Below are 19,388 nucleotides of genomic sequence, written 5' to 3' on the forward strand. Positions count from 1 at the left end.
ATGAAGTATCAGATTCAACCGGTCAAGGTAACGGGTAAAATTAAACAATTTGATTCCATCGACGGCGACAAGTTAAAGATTCACTTGAGCGGCAGATTGGGCGTCTTGGTCATTGGCAAGGACATGATTTTAAATATAGAGGAGTTTGAGCGCAACCGAAAGTTGACCTTTTACTACAGCTATATCACTGTCCAAGATGCGCCTTTCGATAACGACGTGTACGATCTGCTGAATCAAGAAGAACCTGCGCCTTGTGTCGTTAGCGGCGTCATAAGCGAAGTCAACGATACGGCCATCGAAGTCAAAATGAACCGTGACCTCGGTTGGATTCGCGTGCCCAGACGCACCATGATTACCAATGTGGTATTAGAAGAAGGACTACCCGTCGAATTTTATCTAAGCAAAGCGCAAGTCATTACAGATTAAAGCAAGTTATGAAGGAGGACTGAAATGACTTTAAAGACAGTGGAAGGATTAAGATCAGAAATTTTCGTTCCGATTATTCCTAAAGCGATTTTCAACGAATTGAAAAAGCCCCTTAGCGAATGTAAAGTAGCATTTATTACCGCCGGTGGTATTCACAATAAAAAGGACAAACCCTTTAACACATCCGGTGACTACTCTTACCGCACGATTCCCTTTGACACCCCCTCGAGCGAACTCATGGTTACCCACGGCGGTTTCGACAACTCGGACATTAACAAAGACGTTAACGCCATGTTCCCCATCGACCGTCTCCATGAATTGGTAGAAGAAGGCTTCATCGGTTCCTTGCCGGAAGAAACCTACACCTTCATGGGCGGCGGCGGAAACGTAGAAAAATTCCGCGAAGAAACCGGCCCTGAAATCGCAAAGAAATTAAAAGACCAAGGTGTCGACGTCGTATTATGTACCGGCGGTTGCGGTACTTGCCACCGTTCGGCTACCATCGTTACCCGTGCTTGTGAAGAAGCAGGCATGAGCTGTGTCGTTATCGCAGCCCTTCCGCCCATCGCAAGACAACAAGGTGCACCCCGCATCGCTGCAGCCCACGTGCCCATCGGATCCAATGCCGGTGAACCGAACAATGTGGAAATGCAAATGGGTATTTTGAAAGACTCCCTTGAATGGGTACGCGACTGCCCGAGCTATAACCAAACCAAGATGCTGCCCTACGAATATCGTCACAACGTCTGATGGTTTAAAAAGAAAGGCTGTCACAATTGTGGCAGCCTTTTTTTAGAAAGGGGCTCAGCATGGGTTTAGGACCTAGCATCAAAATGACCACACTGCACCATTATCGCTGTCCGGTGACCAAGCGTCTGTCGGAAGACGACGATTTGGATTTTCCGGGCATCATCATCAATGGTGTCAGCGAAGTGTTTGACGACAAAGTCTTTACCGCCATTCGGACCGGCGAGCTGGCCGAGGCATTAAAGATCGACGGCGCCATCGTCGCCATCGATGGGTGGGGAAACCACCATCTGGATTTTGTCAATGTCATCGAACAGTTGGGCAAGCGGGGCATTCCCTCTGTGGGAATCAGCTATTTAGGTCAACAGGGCCGCCTGGTGGCCACGAACAATTACGTGGACACCATTGTGGACATTAACAAAGAAGCCTCCGGCTACGAAACCTGCATGGTCGGCCAAAACAATGTCACCGACCTGGATGCAAAAAAAGCCGTAGCTCTGTTGAAACTTAAATTAAAAAGAGAAGGCAAACTTCCCGCTGAAGCCACCGGCGAGCCCGTAAAAAAACATCGCCTCACAAAGAAAAATTTCCACATCACCTCGGTGGGATTTGGCGATGCGACCTCCATCGAGCGGGGCCATTTGACCCTTCGTAAGGACATCGAATCCCGCATCGTCGAGACGGAGAGTCGCATTCGAGCCATCAATATTGAGTTCTTACAACCGGGCGATGTGGACGGCTTTGTCAATTCGAATTTGGACTTTTCGCCCATCGCCGTAAAAAATCGCGGCGTCTTGGGCCGGGGCATCACCCACTGCCTGACGGGCATTACGGTGATGATGACCGGCGTCGAAGCGGAAACCGGCTTTCAACCTTCAAATATCGGTTCTTCGGAAGGAATTTTAAAAGAACAAGTTGCCTTTAATGAAGCGGGTACGCCGGCGTCGGATGATTTCATTCTCCACATCGATTATCTCTTTGAGCCCGGCGAAGGCCGCACGGCAGAGGGTTTAGAAGCGGCCCACCGGAGCACGGATCGCATCGTGGATGAAATTCGAAAGGAATTAAAAGACCTGCAGTCCATGCGTTCGGAAAAAGAAGAATTTTACGACACGGAGCGCCCGGGCAAGCCCCGCGTGCTTCTCGTCAAGATCACTTCGGGGCTGGGGAATATGTACGACAGTTCCGTTTTCCCTAAAGAGCCCGCCGGATACATCGATTCCCGGCTGCTCAGGGACTGCAACAATATTCCCTTCTTTGTTACCCCGAATCAATGTAGAGACGGTGTCTTGCACACCTTACTGTAAAACATGAGAATAGGATAAAAAATCGGATCATTCTCTGGATAGGCTACAATAATTAGGACAGTTTCCTTAAGGTGTGGTATCTTATGATCAACAAGGAGGATCAAATGGACAAAGCACCTAGAAAAAGAAGAGCCTTTTCAGACGAGTTTAAGCAGCACGTGGTGGATCTTTATGAAGAAGGCATGAGCCGACAAGAGATCATTCAGAAATACTCATTAACTCCTTCCGCCTTTGACCGCTGGGTTAGCCAATTCCGCACCACCGGTACCTTCAAAGAGACGGTGTCGTTAAGTGAATCGGATCAGGAAAAGATTGCATTGCGTAAAGAGATTCAACGGCTCAAGATGGAGAATGACATTTTAAAGCAGGCCGCGCTGATACTTGCGGAGAAAAACGATACGTCATCGATCGTTTAAAACACAAATACCCGGTATCAGCGCTTTGCAGAGTATTAGGTATCAGCCGTTCCGCCTACTACTACCGGCCGAAAGCTCTTTCCGATGATGCGATCGACCTGGAGATCAAGGTCCGTGCCATTTTTCGTGCAAGTCGCAACGTCTATGGCGCACGCAAGATAAAAAGTGAATTAGAAGCGGAAAACATCGTCGCCTCCAGGCGACGAATTCGCGCCATTATGAAGAAGCTTCATTTGGTTTCCGTTTACACCAAAGCAAAGTACAAACACCATCCGTCAAAGAAAAACGAAGAGCAAATACACAACGAGCTCAACCGCGAATTCAGTCAACGTCAGCCGTTGGAAGTCATCGTTTCTGATTTGACCTACGTTCGCATCCATCAGCGCTGGGCCTACGTTTGTGCCATCACCGATCTTTTCAATCGCGAAGTCATCGGTTACTCCTGCGGCTTACGTCGCGACTCTGCCCTCATACAACAAGCATTCGACACCATCCCTTACCCACTAGAAGCCATCGGCTGCTTTCATACCGACCGAGGGAAAGAATTCGATAACAACCATATACGTGCCCTCTTAAAAGCCAACCACATCAAACGCTCGCTGAGTCGCCCCGGCAATCCCTATGACAACGCCGTGGCAGAAAACATATTTAAGAGCTTCAAAACAGAATTTTTAGAGAGAGAAACCTTTCAAAGCCTGAATGACTTAAGAGAGAAACTCAGCAGTTATATTCAATGGTGGAACAGCGAGCGAAGACATACAAGCCTTGAAAACATGACCCCTCTCGCATACCGAGAAAGAGAGAGTATAAAAAGCAAGCCCGTCGTTCGAGCGACACCTTAACAAAAGTGTCCAAAAAACTGTTGCCATTCCACTCGGATCCCTCAACCTCACATCCCCTTGGGGTCCGAGAAGAAAAAGGCGCAGAAATGGCTGCGCCTTTTTCTGTGTTCGGATCTAATTTCATCAACCTTATAGAAAAACACAGCCAAAGGGGTTTCAGGCAACTTGAACCGACGGGCGGGGCGATTTATAATAAATGGAGAAGATATTAAGGCAAAAGGAGGAATTACCATGCCCTTTATTCACGTCGAATTAGTCGAAGGCCGCTCGGACGAAGCCAAGGCAAAGATTGCAAAGGAAATTGTGGAATCGGTCCACAAACACGCCGGCGCACCGAAGGAACACATCCACGTGGTCTTTCAAGATATGAAGCGCAGCGATTACTACAACGAAGCATAAGGCGAGGCGAAACGCATCGCAAGAAGAATCGGGCAGATACTTGCCCGATTTTTTCGTGGGAAAAATAAAAAAGACGCCCGCAGGCGTCTTATGAAATGATTTACTTGTCGTCTTGATGTTTTGTTTCTCGATCTTATTTTCTGTCCCGCTCGTCGGCGAGAAGCCGGCGGATCAAGAGGACGATAAGGACGAAAGCGGCGACACCGAAAGCTCCTTGAGCGATTAAAACGAGTAGACCGAGTCCTTGTACCATACTATCCCTCCTTGAATGAAAGTGTTACCTATTTTGTGAAATTCAATCTTGATGATTTTTCCTTTGGTCTTTTCTGTCCCGCTCGTCGGCGGAAAGCCGGTGAATCAAGAGGATGACGAGACAAAGGACGAGGGCGAGGACGATAAAGCCCGCCATTAAAACGAAATGAATTATCATCGCCTCCTTGTAAAAAATGGGACCTTTCGTAAAAGAAACGATATCTTTCATTCATTATACATTATTTATTTTGGGGGGGCAATAGAAAACTTTAGGCCTTGATGCGCTTGCCGTCTTTAAAGACGGTGATTTGCTCCCGGTCCATTTCTTCCAAGAGCTCCACTGCGTATTTCCGCGAGGTGTCCAGGGCGTTGCGGAAATCCCCGAGTTTCAGCTCGCCGGCCTCGTCGATCATGGCGAGGGCCGTATCCACGGCCTTATCCCAGTAGTCCTTGTGGACATAGCCGGAAGGCAGGGCGATGAGGGCGCCGGTTTCCGTCATAAATTTTAAAATCTGTTCGTATTTCTTGCCGATGCGCTTTAGATCGTCGCCTGTGGCGCCTTCGTAGCCGCCGCGCTTGGCGATGGTTTCCGCCGATTCCCACTGCTTTTCCTGTTCCGGGGTGAGGGTGGCGGTAAATCCCGTCTCTTCCACGCGCATGCCGTGGTCCACCAGGCGCTTTTGATCGTAGAAGGTGCGGATAAAGGCTTCGATAAGTTTGTCGTCCTTGGCGTGTTCCGTCTCCGTCAGCTGTTGGCGAAAGGCCTGCTTGGGCATGCCCGTTTCCAGGGGAAATTCCTCGTGGTAGCGAGACAGAATGGCACGTGCGCTTTCAAAGACGCCTTCGATGACGTCTTTGTGGGCGCAGATCTCGTCGGTGAGGGGCACCGCCGTCTTCTCCGCCAAGAGCTTTTCCATGGCCTCGTCCCAGCGGGTCTTTGTAAAGCCCAAGGACAGGGCGAGGGCGCGGTCGGTCAGGTAGCGGTAGCGGTTTTCAAGAAGGGCCAGAGCCACGCGGATGGCATCGTCCGCCTCTTCTTTTTGCTTGAGCACCTCCACCACTTCGGGATCACGCCGCTTGTGGCGCTTGGGTCGAATCTCCAAGACCCGACCCCCGGCGATGCTGATCACCGGGGAGAAGAAGCGCAGCACGAAGGGATCGTCGGTGCGCAGGGGAATGGGCTCTTCCATGCGCAGCTGGCCGTAGGCTTTTTCGCCGGGATTCAACTCGTCGATGCCGAAAAGAATCATGCGGGCGATGACTTCGCCGCTGCCGTAGTTCATGTGAACGCGGGAAGAATTTTCCATGACTCGGTCCGTGGAGTCGAACATAGTGACGGCCACGTCCACCTGCTCCGTGACGGGAAGGGAGTCTTTCGGGGCGAGGACGTCGCCGATTTCGATATCGTCTTTTTTCAGGGTCAGATTCAGCGCCACCCGCTGTCCGCCGTAAGCGGCGTCCACGTCTTTGGAGTGGACCTGGATGGAACGGACGGCGGTTTCTTTCATGGCGGGGTAGAGCATGAGGAGGTCGCCTTTTTCGATGCAGCCTTCCACCAAGGTGCCGGTGATGACCGTGCCGTGGCCTGCCACGGAAAAGACCCGGTCGATGGGCAAACGGGCTAAGGCCTTTTCGTGATCCGGCTCCTCGCAGGTTTCCGCCATATCAAGGAGGGTTTCCTTTAACAAGTCGATGTTTTCACCGGTGTAGGCGGAGACGGGGATGAGGGGCGCATCTTCCAAAAAGCTTCCCTTCACCATGTCCTTCACCTCGTTTTCGATGAGGGGCACCAGTTCCTTGTCCACCAGGTCGATTTTCGTGAGGACCACAATGCCTTTTTCCACGCCCAGGGCCTTGACGATTTCAAAGTGCTCCCGGGTTTGGGGCATAATGCCTTCTTCGGCGGACACCAGAAGCAGGACCAAGTCCACGCCGCCGATGCCGGTAAGCATGTTGTGGACGAATTTTTCGTGGCCGGGCACGTCGATAATGCCGATGTCCAGATCCCGATCGTTTTTCAGGGTGCTGTAGCCCGGGTTAATGGTAATGCCCCGCTTTTGTTCTTCCTTTAATGTATCCAGATCCACGCCGGTCATGGCCTTGAGCAAGGTGGTCTTGCCGTGGTCTACGTGGCCGGCGGTTCCGACGATGACGTTTTTCATAAAATCACCTCAGCTGTGAAAAGGCGTCCAAGATACGCGCCCGGTCTCCCTCCTGTAGGGTGCGGGGGTCGAGGAGCACGCGGTCTTTGGCGATGCGGGCGATAATGGGAATTTCCCAGTGGCGAAGGGCTTCTTCGATTTCCGCCGCACTCTTTTCGGGATGGGCGAGGGAGGTGACGAAGGTGTCCAGGTATTCGCCGGGGCAGGAGCCGCCGCCGATTTGGCTGCGGTCGGCCTCCACCCTCGTGTCATAGCCCATGGCCTTTAATTCCTCGGCCAGGGAAGCCGCTTCGGCTTTTATCGCCTCCACGGGCTTGGTAATCATGGCGAGGACGGGAATTTCTCTTCGCGCTGTCATGGGATTGCGGTAGCTTTCCATGGTGGCTTCCAGTGCGGCAAAACTCATTTTGTCCATGCGCACCACCCGCGCCAGGGGATGGCGCTTCATGCGGGCGATGTATTCCTTCTTGCCGATGGCGATCCCCGCTTGGGGCCCGCCTAAAAGCTTGTCGCCGCTGAAAAGCACCAGATCCGCGCCGGCCTTTAAGGCGTCGGAGACCGTGGGCTCGTCGATGCCCACGTCGCTCAATTCGTGCATGAGGCCGCTGCCTAAATCGTAGATAAAGGGCAGGCCCCGATCGTGGGCGATGTCCCGGAGCTCTTCCAGGCTCGGTTCTTCTGTAAAGCCCACGATTTTAAAATTGCTGCGGTGGACCTTTAAAATCGCCTGAGCGTCTTCCTCATCGGCGGCCCGCTCGTAGTCGTAGGCATGAACCTTGTTGGTGGTGCCGATCTCCATGAGTCGTGCGCCGGAAAGCTCGATGATTTCGGGCACGCGGAAGGAGCCGCCGATTTCCACCAGCTCGCCCCGGCTGACCACCACGCCGCCGCCGTCAGTTAAGGCACTGATGGCGAGGAGCACCGCCGAGGCGTTGTTGTTTACCACCATGGCATCTTCCGCACCGGTAATGTCTTTCACCAGCTCCTGTAAAATGCTGTGGCGACTGCCCCTTTTGCCGGCGTCGATGTCGTATTCCAAATTGGCGTAGGATGCCGTGAGCTTATCGACATTATCGATGGCACGGCGACTTAAAAGGGAACGGCCCAGGTTCGTATGCAAAATGACGCCGGTTGCGTTAATGACCGGGCGCAACTTCGGCGTCATTTGCCGCTCAATTTGATTGTCGATCCGTCGATGGATTTCCTCCATAGACGCCAATGCGGCGCAGGTGGCCTCGTCTTCGGCAGCCTTAATATCTGAGCGAATGCCTTCCAATGCCAGCCTCACCGCATCTTTTAAGGCCACGGGATCTTTTTCCGAGGCCTTTAAACTTTCCAGGACGTCGTTGACCTGAGGCAATTGCCGCAGGAACGTGGATTTTTCTTTCATGGTTAATTTCATGGATTACTCCGCCTTTTCATGGATGTATTGTTTGAACTCCTGTGCCGGAAGGGACAGGGCTGTGTTCTTATTCCATACCATATAAAAATCTCGCGTCATGTGCAACTCTTTAATTTTAAAAATTAAGTAATTTCTCGCCTCGTAATTTTCGTAGGCGGAGATTTTTGAAATGACGGAAATCCCCAAGCCGTACTCCACGCACTTTTTGATGGATTCGATGTGGGTGAGCAGGGCGCTCATGCCCCATTGGTAAGAGGAGTAGCCCAGCTTTTCCACTTCCTTTTCGAATTGGCGCCGCGTGGCGGAGCCTTCTTCCCGCCAAATAAAATTTTCGCCGATGATTTCCTTAATACTAATAGAAGTATCCTTTTTATGCATGGCCATGTATTTTTCGTTTTTCGGACAGATCAAGACCAAGGGATCCGTCAGCACCTTTTCCGAGCCCAGGGCGGCATTGGGTTTTTTTCCTAAAAAGCCCAAATCCCCTTGGCCGGCCAGCAAATTGTTTTCTACGATGTCGCTGTCCGACTGGTCGATGAAAAAGCGCACGAAGGGATGCTCTTCGCGAAAGCCGAGCAAATGCCCGGGCAGCCAGGATTCGCCGATAACGGAAGAGACCTGCATAGATAAAACGCCGGCCACATCCTCCCGCACTTCCCTCTTTACTTCCCTTAAAGCTTCGTCCCGCGTGTTAATTAAATCCACGGCGTAGCTGTAAAGTTTTTTGCCTTCTTCCGTCAAAATGGCCTCGCCGCGATTGCGATTGATTAAAATCACGCCCAGTTCCTTTTCCAAACTGATGACGTGGGCGCTGATAGTCGGTTGCGTCAAAAAAGCCGCATCTGCCGCGCGCGAGAAACTCTTATATTTCACCACATTGACAAAAGCACTAATCTGTTTAAAATCCATACATTCCTCCCGGTCGTCTTATTGCCGTACCCTAGCCGGCCTGGATGATAAAATAGAAGACTGCAGCAAGTCTGATAAATTATCTATAAGCATATTTTATCACAGATTTTATTTTATAGTACCCTATCGTTATTTCGAATAAGAGGATGATGCCTATAAATAATGTCTTTCGCCCTCGAGGAAAAGAAATGGGGAAGAAAGGCGAGCGCATGGGGATCGGAGAGATTTTGCAGGAAAGAAGAGGGAAAATAATTTTGGTTTTCCCGCATAATCTAAGGCAAAAATAAAGTATTTTAACAGATATTTCCGAAGGAATGCCGTTTGACCTCTTTTTTTAAAGTTGCTATAATCAATTCGACGACAGGAAAAACTTCCTTTCCGGTCGGAACTGTTTGAGAGCGGGCTATGTCGGCCCAAGGAAATAATGAAGGAGGCAACTATGTCTATTACTCAAGAAACTGCAATGCAACACAAAGATGATCCGGCGGTAACCTGCTGCCGTTTCGAAGCCGGCGCACTGGTCGAAGCTTCCATCTTGGAAGACCCGGGCATTTTCCCCGACTTGGAAGACTCCGGTCTTTTGGAAATCACCGACGAAACCTTAACCATCGGCGAAGTCCTCGGCGCAAAATTAAAAGAAACCGTCGACTCCCTCACCCCCTTGACCAAGGATCTCTTGGAAGATCTTCCTGAACCCGGTGCGGCAGAAGAAGCGGAAGTCGTCGATGAAGACGATGCACCGGCCGCTATGGAAATTACCCCGGTTCCCGCAGGGGCACAACCCGTGGTTACCGGCTATGCCACATTAAAGATCGCCAAAGGCGAAAACATCGAAATCTCCTTCCCGGTTTACGGTTGATTCAATATCAGAGCGAATAGATCAAATTTGTGAGCTGATTTATTTACCTATAGAAACGGCTATAGAAAAATCAGGCGCAATATTGACGAAGCCTATACCGGTCGACGAGTTATCGAAAATAGGTTTTTACAGGAAAATAATTTTCTAACAAAGTCGATGAATAGGCGTGTTAAAGAATTAATTAGGAAAAAACAGGAAAATGCACCCTCTGCCTTTCCTGTTTTTTTATTTGTCAAATTCAAGATTATCCAGCCGGATTTTTGTGATTTCGGCGATTTGACCTGGAATCGAATTGTGATATAATTGTGTCAGAACGATGGGTTACCATGAATATGGTTTTGAAACACACGTTTAGGATGGAAATTGTTCGATCCGACATAGATGCAAGCCTCTTGCATCTCGAACAGTTCACAAAGGAGGAAGAATATGTCTATTACCAAAGAAACGGCAATGCAGCATAAAAATGATCCTGCTGTAACCTGTTGCCGATTCGAAGCCGGTGAAGTTATCGAGCCTTCTATCTTAGAAGACCCCGCTATCTTTCCCGACCTGGAAGACACCGGTCTTTTGGAAATCACCGATGAAACTTTGACCATTGGCGAAGTTCTCGGTGGCAAATTGAAAGCAACCGTTGATTCCCTTACTCCCTTAACCAAGGATCTCGTAGAAGATCTTCCGGTACAAGGAGCAGAAGAAGCAGAAGCAGAAGCTGAAGAAGCAGCAGCACCCGTAGCAGCAGCTGCCCCTGTAGCACAAGCAGCACCGGCTGTCGGTGGCGTAGCTACTATTAAGATCGCCAAAGGCGAAAACATCGAAGTCAGCTTCCCCGTTATCGCAGGCGCAGGCCAAGCTCCCGCACAAGCAGCAGGTGTTGCTCAAGGCGTTGCAGCAGGCGCACCCGTAGCAGCTGACGAATTCGTCGAAGGTGAAACCCACGAAATTCGTCACTTAAGAAAAGATTACTACAAGATCGAAAAGGTAGAAAGAGGTCCCGAAACCAAGTTTGACGGAACCACCCTCTACATTCGCGAAGGCATCGAACAAGAAGTTATCGATTCTCAAGAATTGGTTAAAGACTTTAAGATCGACATCATTACGCCCGACCGTTACGATGAATATTCCGAAACCATCATGGACGTACAACCTATCGCTACGAAAGAAGAAGGCGAATTAGGTTCCGGCGTGACTCGCGTTCTCGACGGCGTCATCATGATGTTGACCGGTACCGACGAAGGTGGCGTACAAATCGGTGAATTCGGTTCTTCCGAAGGTGAAATGGACAGAAACATTATGTTCAACCGCCCCGGCAGCCCGGATAAAGGCGAAATCTTCGTTAAGTGCCAAGTTACCATTCAAGCAAAGACCAACATGGAACGTCGTGGACCCATGGCCGCTCACCACGCAGCTGACCACATGACCGACGAAATCCGTAATGCCCTGAAAGAATACGAAGCAACTCCCGTTCGCTCCGAAGAATTCTCTCACGTCAGAAAAGAAGGCCGTAAAAAAGTTCTCCTTATTAAGGAAATCATGGGCCAAGGCGCAATGCACGACAACTTGTTGCTCCCCGTAGAACCCTGTGGTTGGTTAGGCGGTAAGCCCAACGTCGACTTGGGTAACCTTCCGATCATGCTGTCTCCCCTCGAAATCCTCGACGGCGGTGTTCACGCATTAACCTGTATCGGGCCGGCATCCAAGGAAATGTCCAGACACTACTTCAGAGAACCCTTGGTACTCGAAGCATTGGCTGACGACGAAATCGACGTATTAGGCGTATTGCTCGTCGGCTCGCCGCAAGCAAACACCGAAAAATTCTATGTATCCAAACGCCTCGGTATGACCGTTGAAGCCATTAACCCGGACGGTGTTATCATCACCACCGAAGGTTTCGGTAACAACCACATCGACTTCGGTTCTCACCACGAACAAGTCGGTATGCGCGGCATCCCCGTCGTAGGTATGTCCTTCTGTGCCGTACAAGGTGCTTTGGTAACCGGTAACGAATACATGGTTGCTATGGTCGATAACAACAAGTCCAGACAAGGTATTGAAAACGAAATTCTCGAAAACAACACCCTCTGTCAAGAAGACGCCATCCGCGCATTGGCTATGTTGAAGAACCAAATGGCAGGCGAAGAAATTAAGGCTCCAGAACGTAAATGGAACCCGAACGTTAAGCTCAACAACGTTGACTTAATTAAGGAACAAACCGGCCGTGAATTTGAACTGTTAGATAACGAAACTGTCTTGAAGATGAGCAAGAAGCGTCGTGAAATCTACGAAAAGGACGAAGCAGGAGAAGACGAATAATCAATGGAAAAGCTTAGGTATATTTCTACGGAAACGTATTTAGAAGGCATAATTGTTCACTTGACCGACGTCGCGGTTACGATCGATTTCAAAGGCCGGATGGGTCAGTTGAAGGTACCCCTTCGCTATATCATTTCCGACGATCCGCTTCAAGAAGGAATGGAAGTCGGTTTGATGATGACCATTCCCGAAGTCATTAACCCTGAAGTTAATGAAGGATATAAACGAAATATCGAGCTTAGACGTGAAAGAGGTCTTCTGGACTGAGTTTCTTTAAGGAGGAAAGAGAATGAAGCTTACAACCGTAAAAGGCTTGCAATCTGAAATCTTCGTTCCCATTACCCCGGATCCTGTATGGGCCCCGGTTAAGAAGGAATTGAAAGATATGCGAGTCGCTATTGCGAGTGCTGCGGGTATTCACTTAGTTAGCCAAGAACGGTTTAACTTAGCAGGTGACACGACTTATCGTGAAATCCCCGGCGACGCACAAGACGACGAGTTAATGGTATCCCACGGTGGTTACGACAACTCGGACGTAAACAAAGACATCAACTGTATGTTCCCCATCGACCGTTTGAGAGAACTCGCCGATGAAGGATTTATTAAAGAAGTAGCACCCTTCCACTACGGATTCATGGGCGGCGGCGGCGACCAAGACGCCTTTACCCACAGAACCGGTCCGGAAATTGCTAAGAAACTGAATGAGGAAAACGTCGATGCAGTTATCCTCACCGGTGGCTGAGGTACCTGTCACCGCACCGCGACGATTGTTCAACGTGCGATAGAGGAATCGGGTATTCCTACCATCTTGATCGCTGCATTACCTCCGGTTGTCCGTCAAAACGGATCCCCGCGTGCCGTTGCTCCTCGTGTACCGATGGGCGCTAACGCAGGTGAACCCCACAATGTCGAAATGCAAACGGGCATTTTGAAGGCAACCTTAGAAGAACTCGTGAAAATTCCCAGCGCAGGTAAAATTGTTCCCCTGCCCTTCGAATATATTGCTCACGTATAAAATCCAGTAGGGGGATAGTATGGAAGATATTCAAAAACGACGTTTGGTTATCCGTGCATTTCACGCAACCGATGTACAGTTCGGTGAAAAGCCGTCCTTTGTGCAGGGCGTACTGACCGTACCCCAGGAAACCCATAATCAAAGCGACCTGGTCGTAAAATCCACGGTGTCCATTCTCAAACCACACGAACACGATGTGGAAGTGAACAGTATCATGGATATTATCCCTATGTCTACAAAAGTACTTGGCAAACTCGGTGATGGTGTCACGCACACCTTTACCGGTTGCTATGTACTCCTTACCGGTGTCGACGAAGACGGTCGCCAAATCGGGGAATTCGGATCCAGCGAAGGTAATCTGCAAGAGCAGCTCTACCTCGGTAGACGCGGAACCCCCGGAGAAGACGACTTCATCATTCACATCGACGTCCTGGTCAAAGGCGGCCAACCCTTTAGCCGCGAACTTGCGAATGCAGCCTTCCAAGTAGCCGAGGACTATATTGCGAAAGTTCGTAAAATGATGAAGGACTTAAACGGCGGCAAAGCCGACGAATCACATGATTACTATGATATCGAACGCAAAGACGGACTGAAGGTCGTGCTCTTGAAACAAGTGGCCGGCCAAGGCGCCATGTACGACAATATGATCTTCCCCTCGGAGCCCTCCGGTTTCGACGGACTTTCGGTCATTGATATGTACAATATGCCTGTCTATCTGACGCCGAACGAATATCGAGACGGTGCCATTCGCGCACTGGTATAAAAATAAAATATAAGGAAAAACCGAGGTCTTTGTAGATTCTTTGTCGGACATATGGTATGATACCTACAGGGGAAAACCTCGGTTTTTTATCCTTATTTTAATCCAAATCCTTGGGAGCAGCTAGGTGTCTGGTGTGCCTCGCGGTCTTCAAAACCGTTGTGAGAAGTTCGAAGCTTCTTAGGTGGGTTCGATTCCCACATGTTCCCGCCATTAATTGTTATTTTAATGGCGATAGGACTTATGGACGAGTTGGGAAAATGTTTTTACAATTGTAAGGAGGAACAAAAAATGAAATTTTCCAGAAGTATCCATGCCGTAGACTCTCATACCGCAGGCGAAGCAACTCGCGTTGTTGTCGGTGGCATTCCCAATATTCCGGGAAACAGCATGCCTGAAAAGAAAGAATACTTGGAAGAACACCTCGACTACTTGCGTACGGCTCTGATGCTCGAACCTCGTGGACACAACGATATGTTCGGCTCTATCCTTACACAACCGACCAACGACGAAGCTGACTACGGTATTATCTTCATGGACGGCGGCGGATACTTAAACATGTGCGGTCACGGCACCATCGGCGCTATGTCCGTAGCCGTTGAAACCGGCATGATCCCCGCTGTAGAACCCGTTACCAAAGTTGTTCAAGAAGCACCGGCAGGTATCATTCGCGGCGAAGTCGAAGTCGAAGACGGACACGCTAAAAAAGTTACCTTTACCAACGTTCCCGCTTTCTTGTACAAAGAAGACCAAGAAGTTGAACTTCCCGGTTACGGCAAGATCAAATTTGACATTTCCTTCGGCGGCAGCTTCTTTGCCATCGTAAAAGTCGACCAAATCGGCGTTACCATCGAACCGGAAAATGCTCAAGTATTGAACAAATTGGGTATGCAACTTCGCGACATCATCAATAAAGAAATCAAAGTTCAACACCCTGAACTTCCCCATATCCATACCGTTGACTTAATCGAATGGTGGTCCGAAACCGACACACCGGGCGCAACCCTCAGAAACTGCGTCGTCTTTGGTCAAGGTCAAGTTGACAGATCTCCCTGTGGTACCGGTACCAGCGCTAAAATGGCTACCCTTTACAAAAAAGGCGAGCTGAAGATTGGCGAAGAATTCGTATACGAATCCATCCTCGGAACCTTGTTCTACGGCAAACTTCTCGAAGAAGCTAAAGTCGGCGACCTCGACGCTGTTATCCCGCAAATTTCCGGTTCCGCTTGGATCACCGGCTTCAACCACTTCGTTATCGACGAAACTGACCCTGTAAAACACGGATTCATCCTCGGTTAATCGCCAATAAAGATAGGAGTAGCTAATGATTGTTAAATTACTATTAGGAGTATTGGGTGTTCTCACCCTTTACTTCGTATTCTTCTTCGTAAAAGACGTTTCTGCCAACAAAGAAGCTATGGCCAATGAACAAGCCAGCTGGGGCAAATCTATTTTAATCGGTGCCTTCGTCAACTTCTTCGACACATTGGGTATCGGAAGTTTCGCACCCCTTACCGCACTTTTAGACTTCTTTAAACAATTAGACCACGACCGTTTATTGCCCGGTACCTTAAACGTATCCTGTACGATTCCCGTTTTGACGGAAGCTTTTATCTTCATTCAATCCGTTGAAGTTGAACCCGTGACCCTGTTCAGCATGGTTGCTGCAGCAGTCGTCGGCTCCTTCGTCGGATCCAGAACCGTATCCAAGCTCCCCGAAAACAAGGTACAATTGTACATGGGTATTGCCCTCTTAGTAACGGCAGCCCTCATGCTTTTAAGACAATTCGGTGCATTAGATGCACTCGGAACCGGCAACGAAGCTATCGGCCTCAGCGGCGTCACCTTAGTTATCGCAGTCGTCGTCAACTTCTTCTTAGGCGCTCTTATGACCATCGGCGTCGGCTTATACGCTCCCTGTATGGCCCTCGTTTACATGCTCGGTTTGAACCCCTTGGTTGCATTCCCGATCATGATGGCTTCCTGCGCAGGCTTAATGCCCGTAGCCAGTGCCGAATTTATTAAAGCCGGTGCATACGCTCGTAAATCAAGTATCGCCATTACCATCGGCGGTATCGTCGGTGTATTCATCGCAGCAAAATTCGTAACCGGACTTCCCATGAACGTATTGACCATCATCATTACCATCGTTGTAATCTACACGGCCATTACCTACATCAAAAAGTCCAAACAAAGCGCTGCTGCATAATGCAAATAAAAAGACAGGTTTTCGGACCTGTCTTTTTTGTATTTAGAAGACTTATCGTCGAAGGGGCGCGATTTGACAGAAAAGTAGGCCTCCAACGGAGGCCTGAGAAAAAAATTAAAAAAATGTCAAAAAGGGCTTAACATTGTTAAAAAAAAGTTTATAATGGAGTTAAGCGGTGGTCGAAGACGCGTTTAAAAACAAACGGCCGCATCACGCACTGCCATGTACGCTGTTTTGAACAAATCTTGTCGATACAAGGGGGATTTGAATATGGATTTTATTATGGATAAACAACATCTACTGTTGCGCCAACTCTATCGGGACTTTGCCGAAAAAGAAGTGGAGCCGGTCGCAGCAGAAATCGACGAAACATGCGAACCGCCCATGGAAAATATTAAGAAGATGGCCAAAGCCGGCTTCTTCGGCGTTCCCTTCCCGAAGGAATACGGCGGCCAAGGCGGCGATTACTTAGCCTATGCCATGCTCGTAGAAGAGCTTTCGAAAAAATGTGCGACCACCGGCGTTATCGTCTCGGCCCACACATCCCTTTGCTGCGCACCGATTTTTGAAAACGGTACGGAAGAGCAAAAACAAAAATACTTACCCGACTTATTAAGCGGCAAGAAGATCGGCGCTTTCGGTTTAACGGAACCCAATGCCGGTACCGATGCATCCGGTCAACAAACCGTAGCTGTTTTAGACGGCGACGAATGGGTCTTAAACGGCACCAAGATCTTTATCACCAACTCGGGCTTCGCCGATGTCTTTATCATCATCGCCATTACGGATCGTGAAGCCAAAGGCACCCGCGGCATTTCCGCCTTTATCGTCGATCGCGACGCACCGGGCTTCCGCGTCGGTGAACCGGAAAACAAAATGGGTATCCGCGCATCGTCCACTTGCGAATTGATTATGGAAGACTGCCGCATCCCCAAGGAAAACCTTTTGGGTAAAGAAGGCAAGGGCTTCGCTCTGGCTATGAAGACCTTAGACGGCGGCCGCGTCGGCATCGCAGCCCAAGCGGCAGGCATCGCTCAAGGCGCCATCGACGAAGCGGTTAAATACACGAAGGAAAGAAAGCAATTCGGTCGTCGAATTTCTCAATTCCAAAACACGCAATTTACCTTGGCCAATATGCAAACCAAGGCCGATGCGGCTAGACTCATGGTTTACCGCGCAGCCGATACCAAGGGACATCATCTGCCTTACGGCCACTACGCCGCCATGGCAAAACTCTTTGCCGCCGAAACGGCATCGGAAGTAACGAACAGAGCCGTTCAACTCCTCGGCGGATACGGCTTTATTAAAGACTATCCCGTCGAACGGATGATGCGCGATGCAAAGATCACCGAAATCTATGAAGGTACGTCGGAAGTTATGCGCATGGTCATTGCCGGCTGGATGGGTGTCAATTAAGAGGAGGCGTATATCATGAAAATTATAGTCTGTGCAAAACAGGTACCGGATACGACGGAAGTCCGTTTGGATCCGAAGACGAATACATTGATCAGAGAAGGCGTGCCCAGCATCATCAACCCCGACGACAAGGCCGCCATCGAAATGGCTCTGCGCATTAAAGACGAACATGAAGGCACCACGGTCACCGTGCTCTCCATGGGACCGCCGCAAGCGGAAGATGCTCTGCGCGAAGCCTTGGCCATGGGCGCTGATGAAGCCATTCTGCTCACGGACCGCGCATTCGGCGGCGCCGACACCTGGGCTACCAGCCAAACCATTGCCGCCGGTCTGAAAACCGTCGGCGACTACGACTTAATCCTCGCCGGCCGCCAAGCTATTGACGGCGACACGGCGCAAGTCGGTCCCCAAATCGCAGAACACTTAGGTCTGCCCCAAGTTTCCTACGCCGAAGACTTAAAAGTCGTCGACGAAAACACGCTTCACGTCAAACGGCAATTTGAAGATCGCTACCATCTCATCGAAGTCAAGACACCCTGTGTCATTACCGCCTTGGCCGAACTCGCCGAACCCCGTTACATGACAGTACACGGCGTTTACGATGCATACGCCAAAGACGTCACCGTTTGGCACCTAGACGATGTCAAAGACAATGTCGATTTAGCCAACTTAGGTCTGAAGGGCTCCCCGACAAAGGTTAAAAAATCCGAAGCCAAACAAGGCAAGGGCGCCGGTATCGTGCTGAAAGACCTCTCGGCCGACGAAGCGGCACGAGCCATCGTCTCCAAGTTGGAAGAAAAGTACTTGATTTAACATTGGCCAAACAAGGAGCGTGAAATAAATGAGTAAAAATGTATTTGTTATCGCCGAACAGCGCGACGGAGAACTGCAAAAAGTATCCACGGAACTTTTAGGCAAGGCGCGGGAACTGGCCGACGACCTGGGCCAAGAAGTTTACGCCGTCTTATTGGGCGAAAACATTAAAGACAAAGCCGACGTATTAATTCATCATGGTGCCGACAAAGTCATCGTCGTGGAACATCCCCTGTTAAAAGAATACGTCACCGAACCCTACGCTAAATCCATTTATACCATCGTCAAGAAATACGATCCGGAAATCGTGCTCTACGGCGCAACCTCCATCGGTCGCGACCTGGCCCCCCGCTTGGCCGCACGGATTCACACCGGTCTTACCGCAGACTGTACGGGCCTTGAAATCGACGAAGAATCCAAACTTCTGCGCATGACCCGTCCCGCATTCGGCGGCAACTTAATGGCCACCATTATTTGCGAAGACTTCCGTCCCCAAATGGCCACCGTTCGCCCCGGCGTTATGACCCCCCTCGCCAACGACAGCAGCCGCAAAGGCGAAGTCATCATGGAAGATGTGGGCTTAACGGATGCCGACATGAACGTCAAGATTCTCGAAGTCGCTAAAGACGACAAGAAGAAATTGGATATTACCGAAGCCAACGTCCTCGTATCCGGCGGCCGCGGCATCGGCGGACCGGAAGGTTTCGACCTGCTGCAAGAACTGGCCGACGTCATGGAAGGGGAAGTATCCACCTCCCGCGCCACCGTCGATGCAGGCTGGATCGAAAAAGACCGTCAAGTCGGTCAAACGGGTAAGACCGTTCGCCCCGACATCTACTTCGCCATCGGTATTTCCGGCGCCATCCAACACTTGGCAGGCATGGAAGAATCGGGCCTCATTATCGCCATCAACAAAAACGACGGCGCGCCCATCTTCGAAGTGGCTGACTTGGGCATCGTCGGCGATTTGAACAAAATCGTTCCGAAGCTCATCGAAGAATACAAAAAAGCCAAAGCCGCCAAAGCGGAAATCAACTAAACAAAGCAAAGAATCGGCTCCGCCTGGGGCCGATTTTTCATTGCGGAGAAAAAGAACAGGGCGTATTTAAGGCGGGATCGAACCTTTTCATCGCAGCTCTTTCAA

General features: G+C 50.0%; 19 protein-coding genes and 1 tRNA gene. 16 read left to right on the forward strand and 4 right to left on the reverse strand.

Translation table 11 applies throughout. The features are described from left to right. The 5 genes from BN7444_RS05185 to BN7444_RS05210 all read left to right on the forward strand — a co-directional run bounded on the left by BN7444_RS05185 (nt 1) and on the right by BN7444_RS05210 (nt 4,137). Entirely contained in the window at nt 1-426 is a 426-nt protein-coding gene (locus BN7444_RS05185) for a CBO2463/CBO2479 domain-containing protein (protein ID WP_068456697.1), read from the forward strand. A 24-nt stretch (nt 427-450) separates the two neighbouring features. Beyond that, nucleotides 451-1,176: a D-proline reductase (dithiol) protein PrdB gene (gene prdB, locus BN7444_RS05190; RefSeq protein WP_068456700.1), complete on the forward strand. Its 726-nt coding sequence runs from the start codon at nt 451-453 to the stop codon at nt 1,174-1,176. A gap of 59 nt (nt 1,177-1,235) precedes the next feature. Next, nucleotides 1,236-2,480, forward strand: coding sequence for a glycine/sarcosine/betaine reductase component B subunit (locus BN7444_RS05195; protein WP_068456703.1), 1,245 nt, complete (start codon nt 1,236-1,238; stop codon nt 2,478-2,480). Between the two features lie 104 nt (nt 2,481-2,584). After that, a protein-coding gene (locus BN7444_RS05205; RefSeq protein ID WP_135122032.1) for an IS3 family transposase occupies nt 2,585-3,738 on the forward strand; the annotation gives its coding sequence in 2 pieces (ribosomal slippage) (nt 2,585-2,866 and nt 2,869-3,738; 1,152 coding nt in all). A gap of 165 nt (nt 3,739-3,903) precedes the next feature. After that, on the forward strand, nt 3,904-4,137 hold the full coding sequence (locus tag BN7444_RS05210; RefSeq protein WP_281189481.1) for a 2-hydroxymuconate tautomerase: 234 nt from the start codon (nt 3,904-3,906) through the stop codon (nt 4,135-4,137). A 295-nt stretch (nt 4,138-4,432) separates the two neighbouring features. On the opposite strand, the gene BN7444_RS09570 is transcribed toward BN7444_RS05210, so the two are convergent. From BN7444_RS09570 to BN7444_RS05230, 4 genes are all read right to left on the reverse strand, one after another. Next, nucleotides 4,433-4,567 (reverse strand): hypothetical protein, encoded by a 135-nt coding sequence (locus BN7444_RS09570; RefSeq protein ID WP_281189482.1) that lies wholly within the window; start codon nt 4,565-4,567, stop codon nt 4,433-4,435. Between the two features lie 91 nt (nt 4,568-4,658). Next, a complete protein-coding gene (gene selB, locus BN7444_RS05220) occupies nt 4,659-6,551 on the reverse strand; it encodes a selenocysteine-specific translation elongation factor (RefSeq protein ID WP_068456712.1) in 1,893 nt (630 codons plus the stop codon). A gap of 4 nt (nt 6,552-6,555) precedes the next feature. Further along, nucleotides 6,556-7,953 carry an L-seryl-tRNA(Sec) selenium transferase gene (gene selA, locus BN7444_RS05225; RefSeq protein ID WP_218016012.1) on the reverse strand — a complete coding sequence of 466 codons (1,398 nt, stop codon included), beginning with the start codon at nt 7,951-7,953 and terminating at the stop codon, nt 6,556-6,558. A gap of 3 nt (nt 7,954-7,956) precedes the next feature. Continuing rightward, nucleotides 7,957-8,862: a selenium metabolism-associated LysR family transcriptional regulator gene (locus BN7444_RS05230; protein ID WP_068456715.1), complete on the reverse strand. Its 906-nt coding sequence runs from the start codon at nt 8,860-8,862 to the stop codon at nt 7,957-7,959. 439 nt (nt 8,863-9,301) lie between these two features. Here BN7444_RS05230 and BN7444_RS05235 point away from each other — a divergent pair, with 439 nt between their 5' ends. The 11 genes from BN7444_RS05235 to BN7444_RS05285 all read left to right on the forward strand — a co-directional run bounded on the left by BN7444_RS05235 (nt 9,302) and on the right by BN7444_RS05285 (nt 19,283). Continuing rightward, on the forward strand, nt 9,302-9,721 hold the full coding sequence (locus BN7444_RS05235) for a hypothetical protein (protein ID WP_068456718.1): 420 nt from the start codon (nt 9,302-9,304) through the stop codon (nt 9,719-9,721). Between the two features lie 426 nt (nt 9,722-10,147). Continuing rightward, complete coding sequence (prdA, locus tag BN7444_RS05240) at nt 10,148-12,031, forward strand: D-proline reductase (dithiol) proprotein PrdA (protein ID WP_068456721.1); 1,884 nt, start codon at nt 10,148-10,150, stop codon at nt 12,029-12,031. 3 nt (nt 12,032-12,034) lie between these two features. After that, entirely contained in the window at nt 12,035-12,298 is a 264-nt protein-coding gene (locus BN7444_RS05245) for a CBO2463/CBO2479 domain-containing protein (protein ID WP_068456723.1), read from the forward strand. A 22-nt stretch (nt 12,299-12,320) separates the two neighbouring features. After that, nucleotides 12,321-12,773 carry a glycine/sarcosine/betaine reductase selenoprotein B family protein gene (locus BN7444_RS09660; protein ID WP_068456727.1) on the forward strand — a complete coding sequence of 151 codons (453 nt, stop codon included), beginning with the start codon at nt 12,321-12,323 and terminating at the stop codon, nt 12,771-12,773. A gap of 292 nt (nt 12,774-13,065) precedes the next feature. Next, complete coding sequence (prdD, locus tag BN7444_RS05260; RefSeq protein ID WP_068456729.1) at nt 13,066-13,809, forward strand: proline reductase cluster protein PrdD; 744 nt, start codon at nt 13,066-13,068, stop codon at nt 13,807-13,809. 112 nt (nt 13,810-13,921) lie between these two features. Continuing rightward, nucleotides 13,922-14,019 (forward strand) — tRNA-Sec (locus BN7444_RS09350). Nucleotides 14,020-14,097: 78 nt separating this feature from the next. Beyond that, the gene (locus BN7444_RS05265) at nt 14,098-15,105 is read left to right on the forward strand and encodes a proline racemase (RefSeq protein WP_068456732.1); all 1,008 of its coding nucleotides are present in this window, start codon (nt 14,098-14,100) and stop codon (nt 15,103-15,105) included. Nucleotides 15,106-15,130: 25 nt separating this feature from the next. Then, on the forward strand, nt 15,131-16,015 hold the full coding sequence (locus tag BN7444_RS05270) for a sulfite exporter TauE/SafE family protein (protein WP_218016013.1): 885 nt from the start codon (nt 15,131-15,133) through the stop codon (nt 16,013-16,015). 270 nt (nt 16,016-16,285) lie between these two features. Next, a complete protein-coding gene (locus BN7444_RS05275) occupies nt 16,286-17,431 on the forward strand; it encodes an acyl-CoA dehydrogenase family protein (RefSeq protein WP_068456737.1) in 1,146 nt (381 codons plus the stop codon). Nucleotides 17,432-17,446: 15 nt separating this feature from the next. Next, nucleotides 17,447-18,244, forward strand: coding sequence for an electron transfer flavoprotein subunit beta/FixA family protein (locus tag BN7444_RS05280; RefSeq protein ID WP_068456740.1), 798 nt, complete (start codon nt 17,447-17,449; stop codon nt 18,242-18,244). Nucleotides 18,245-18,272: 28 nt separating this feature from the next. Continuing rightward, complete coding sequence (locus BN7444_RS05285) at nt 18,273-19,283, forward strand: electron transfer flavoprotein subunit alpha/FixB family protein (protein ID WP_068456743.1); 1,011 nt, start codon at nt 18,273-18,275, stop codon at nt 19,281-19,283. Nucleotides 19,284-19,388 lie beyond the last annotated feature (105 nt).

Source organism: Peptoniphilus pacaensis, assembly GCF_900088125.1.
Lineage (GTDB): Bacteria > Bacillota > Clostridia > Tissierellales > Peptoniphilaceae > Aedoeadaptatus > Aedoeadaptatus pacaensis.

Bases quoted from the DNA above. Each gene is read 5' to 3' on its own strand.
- BN7444_RS05185 (WP_068456697.1), top strand. From the start codon at position 1: ATGAAGTATCAGATTCAACCGGTCAAGGTAACGGGTAAAATTAAACAA.
- prdB (WP_068456700.1), top strand. From the start codon at position 451: ATGACTTTAAAGACAGTGGAAGGATTAAGATCAGAAATTTTCGTTCCG.
- BN7444_RS05195 (WP_068456703.1), top strand. From the start codon at position 1,236: ATGGGTTTAGGACCTAGCATCAAAATGACCACACTGCACCATTATCGC.
- BN7444_RS09570 (WP_281189482.1), bottom strand. From the start codon at position 4,567: ATGATAATTCATTTCGTTTTAATGGCGGGCTTTATCGTCCTCGCCCTC.
- selB (WP_068456712.1), bottom strand. From the start codon at position 6,551: ATGAAAAACGTCATCGTCGGAACCGCCGGCCACGTAGACCACGGCAAG.
- selA (WP_218016012.1), bottom strand. From the start codon at position 7,953: ATGAAATTAACCATGAAAGAAAAATCCACGTTCCTGCGGCAATTGCCT.
- BN7444_RS05230 (WP_068456715.1), bottom strand. From the start codon at position 8,862: ATGGATTTTAAACAGATTAGTGCTTTTGTCAATGTGGTGAAATATAAG.
- BN7444_RS05235 (WP_068456718.1), top strand. From the start codon at position 9,302: ATGTCTATTACTCAAGAAACTGCAATGCAACACAAAGATGATCCGGCG.
- prdA (WP_068456721.1), top strand. From the start codon at position 10,148: ATGTCTATTACCAAAGAAACGGCAATGCAGCATAAAAATGATCCTGCT.
- BN7444_RS05245 (WP_068456723.1), top strand. From the start codon at position 12,035: ATGGAAAAGCTTAGGTATATTTCTACGGAAACGTATTTAGAAGGCATA.
- BN7444_RS09660 (WP_068456727.1), top strand. From the start codon at position 12,321: ATGAAGCTTACAACCGTAAAAGGCTTGCAATCTGAAATCTTCGTTCCC.
- prdD (WP_068456729.1), top strand. From the start codon at position 13,066: ATGGAAGATATTCAAAAACGACGTTTGGTTATCCGTGCATTTCACGCA.
- BN7444_RS05265 (WP_068456732.1), top strand. From the start codon at position 14,098: ATGAAATTTTCCAGAAGTATCCATGCCGTAGACTCTCATACCGCAGGC.
- BN7444_RS05270 (WP_218016013.1), top strand. From the start codon at position 15,131: ATGATTGTTAAATTACTATTAGGAGTATTGGGTGTTCTCACCCTTTAC.
- BN7444_RS05275 (WP_068456737.1), top strand. From the start codon at position 16,286: ATGGATTTTATTATGGATAAACAACATCTACTGTTGCGCCAACTCTAT.
- BN7444_RS05280 (WP_068456740.1), top strand. From the start codon at position 17,447: ATGAAAATTATAGTCTGTGCAAAACAGGTACCGGATACGACGGAAGTC.
- BN7444_RS05285 (WP_068456743.1), top strand. From the start codon at position 18,273: ATGAGTAAAAATGTATTTGTTATCGCCGAACAGCGCGACGGAGAACTG.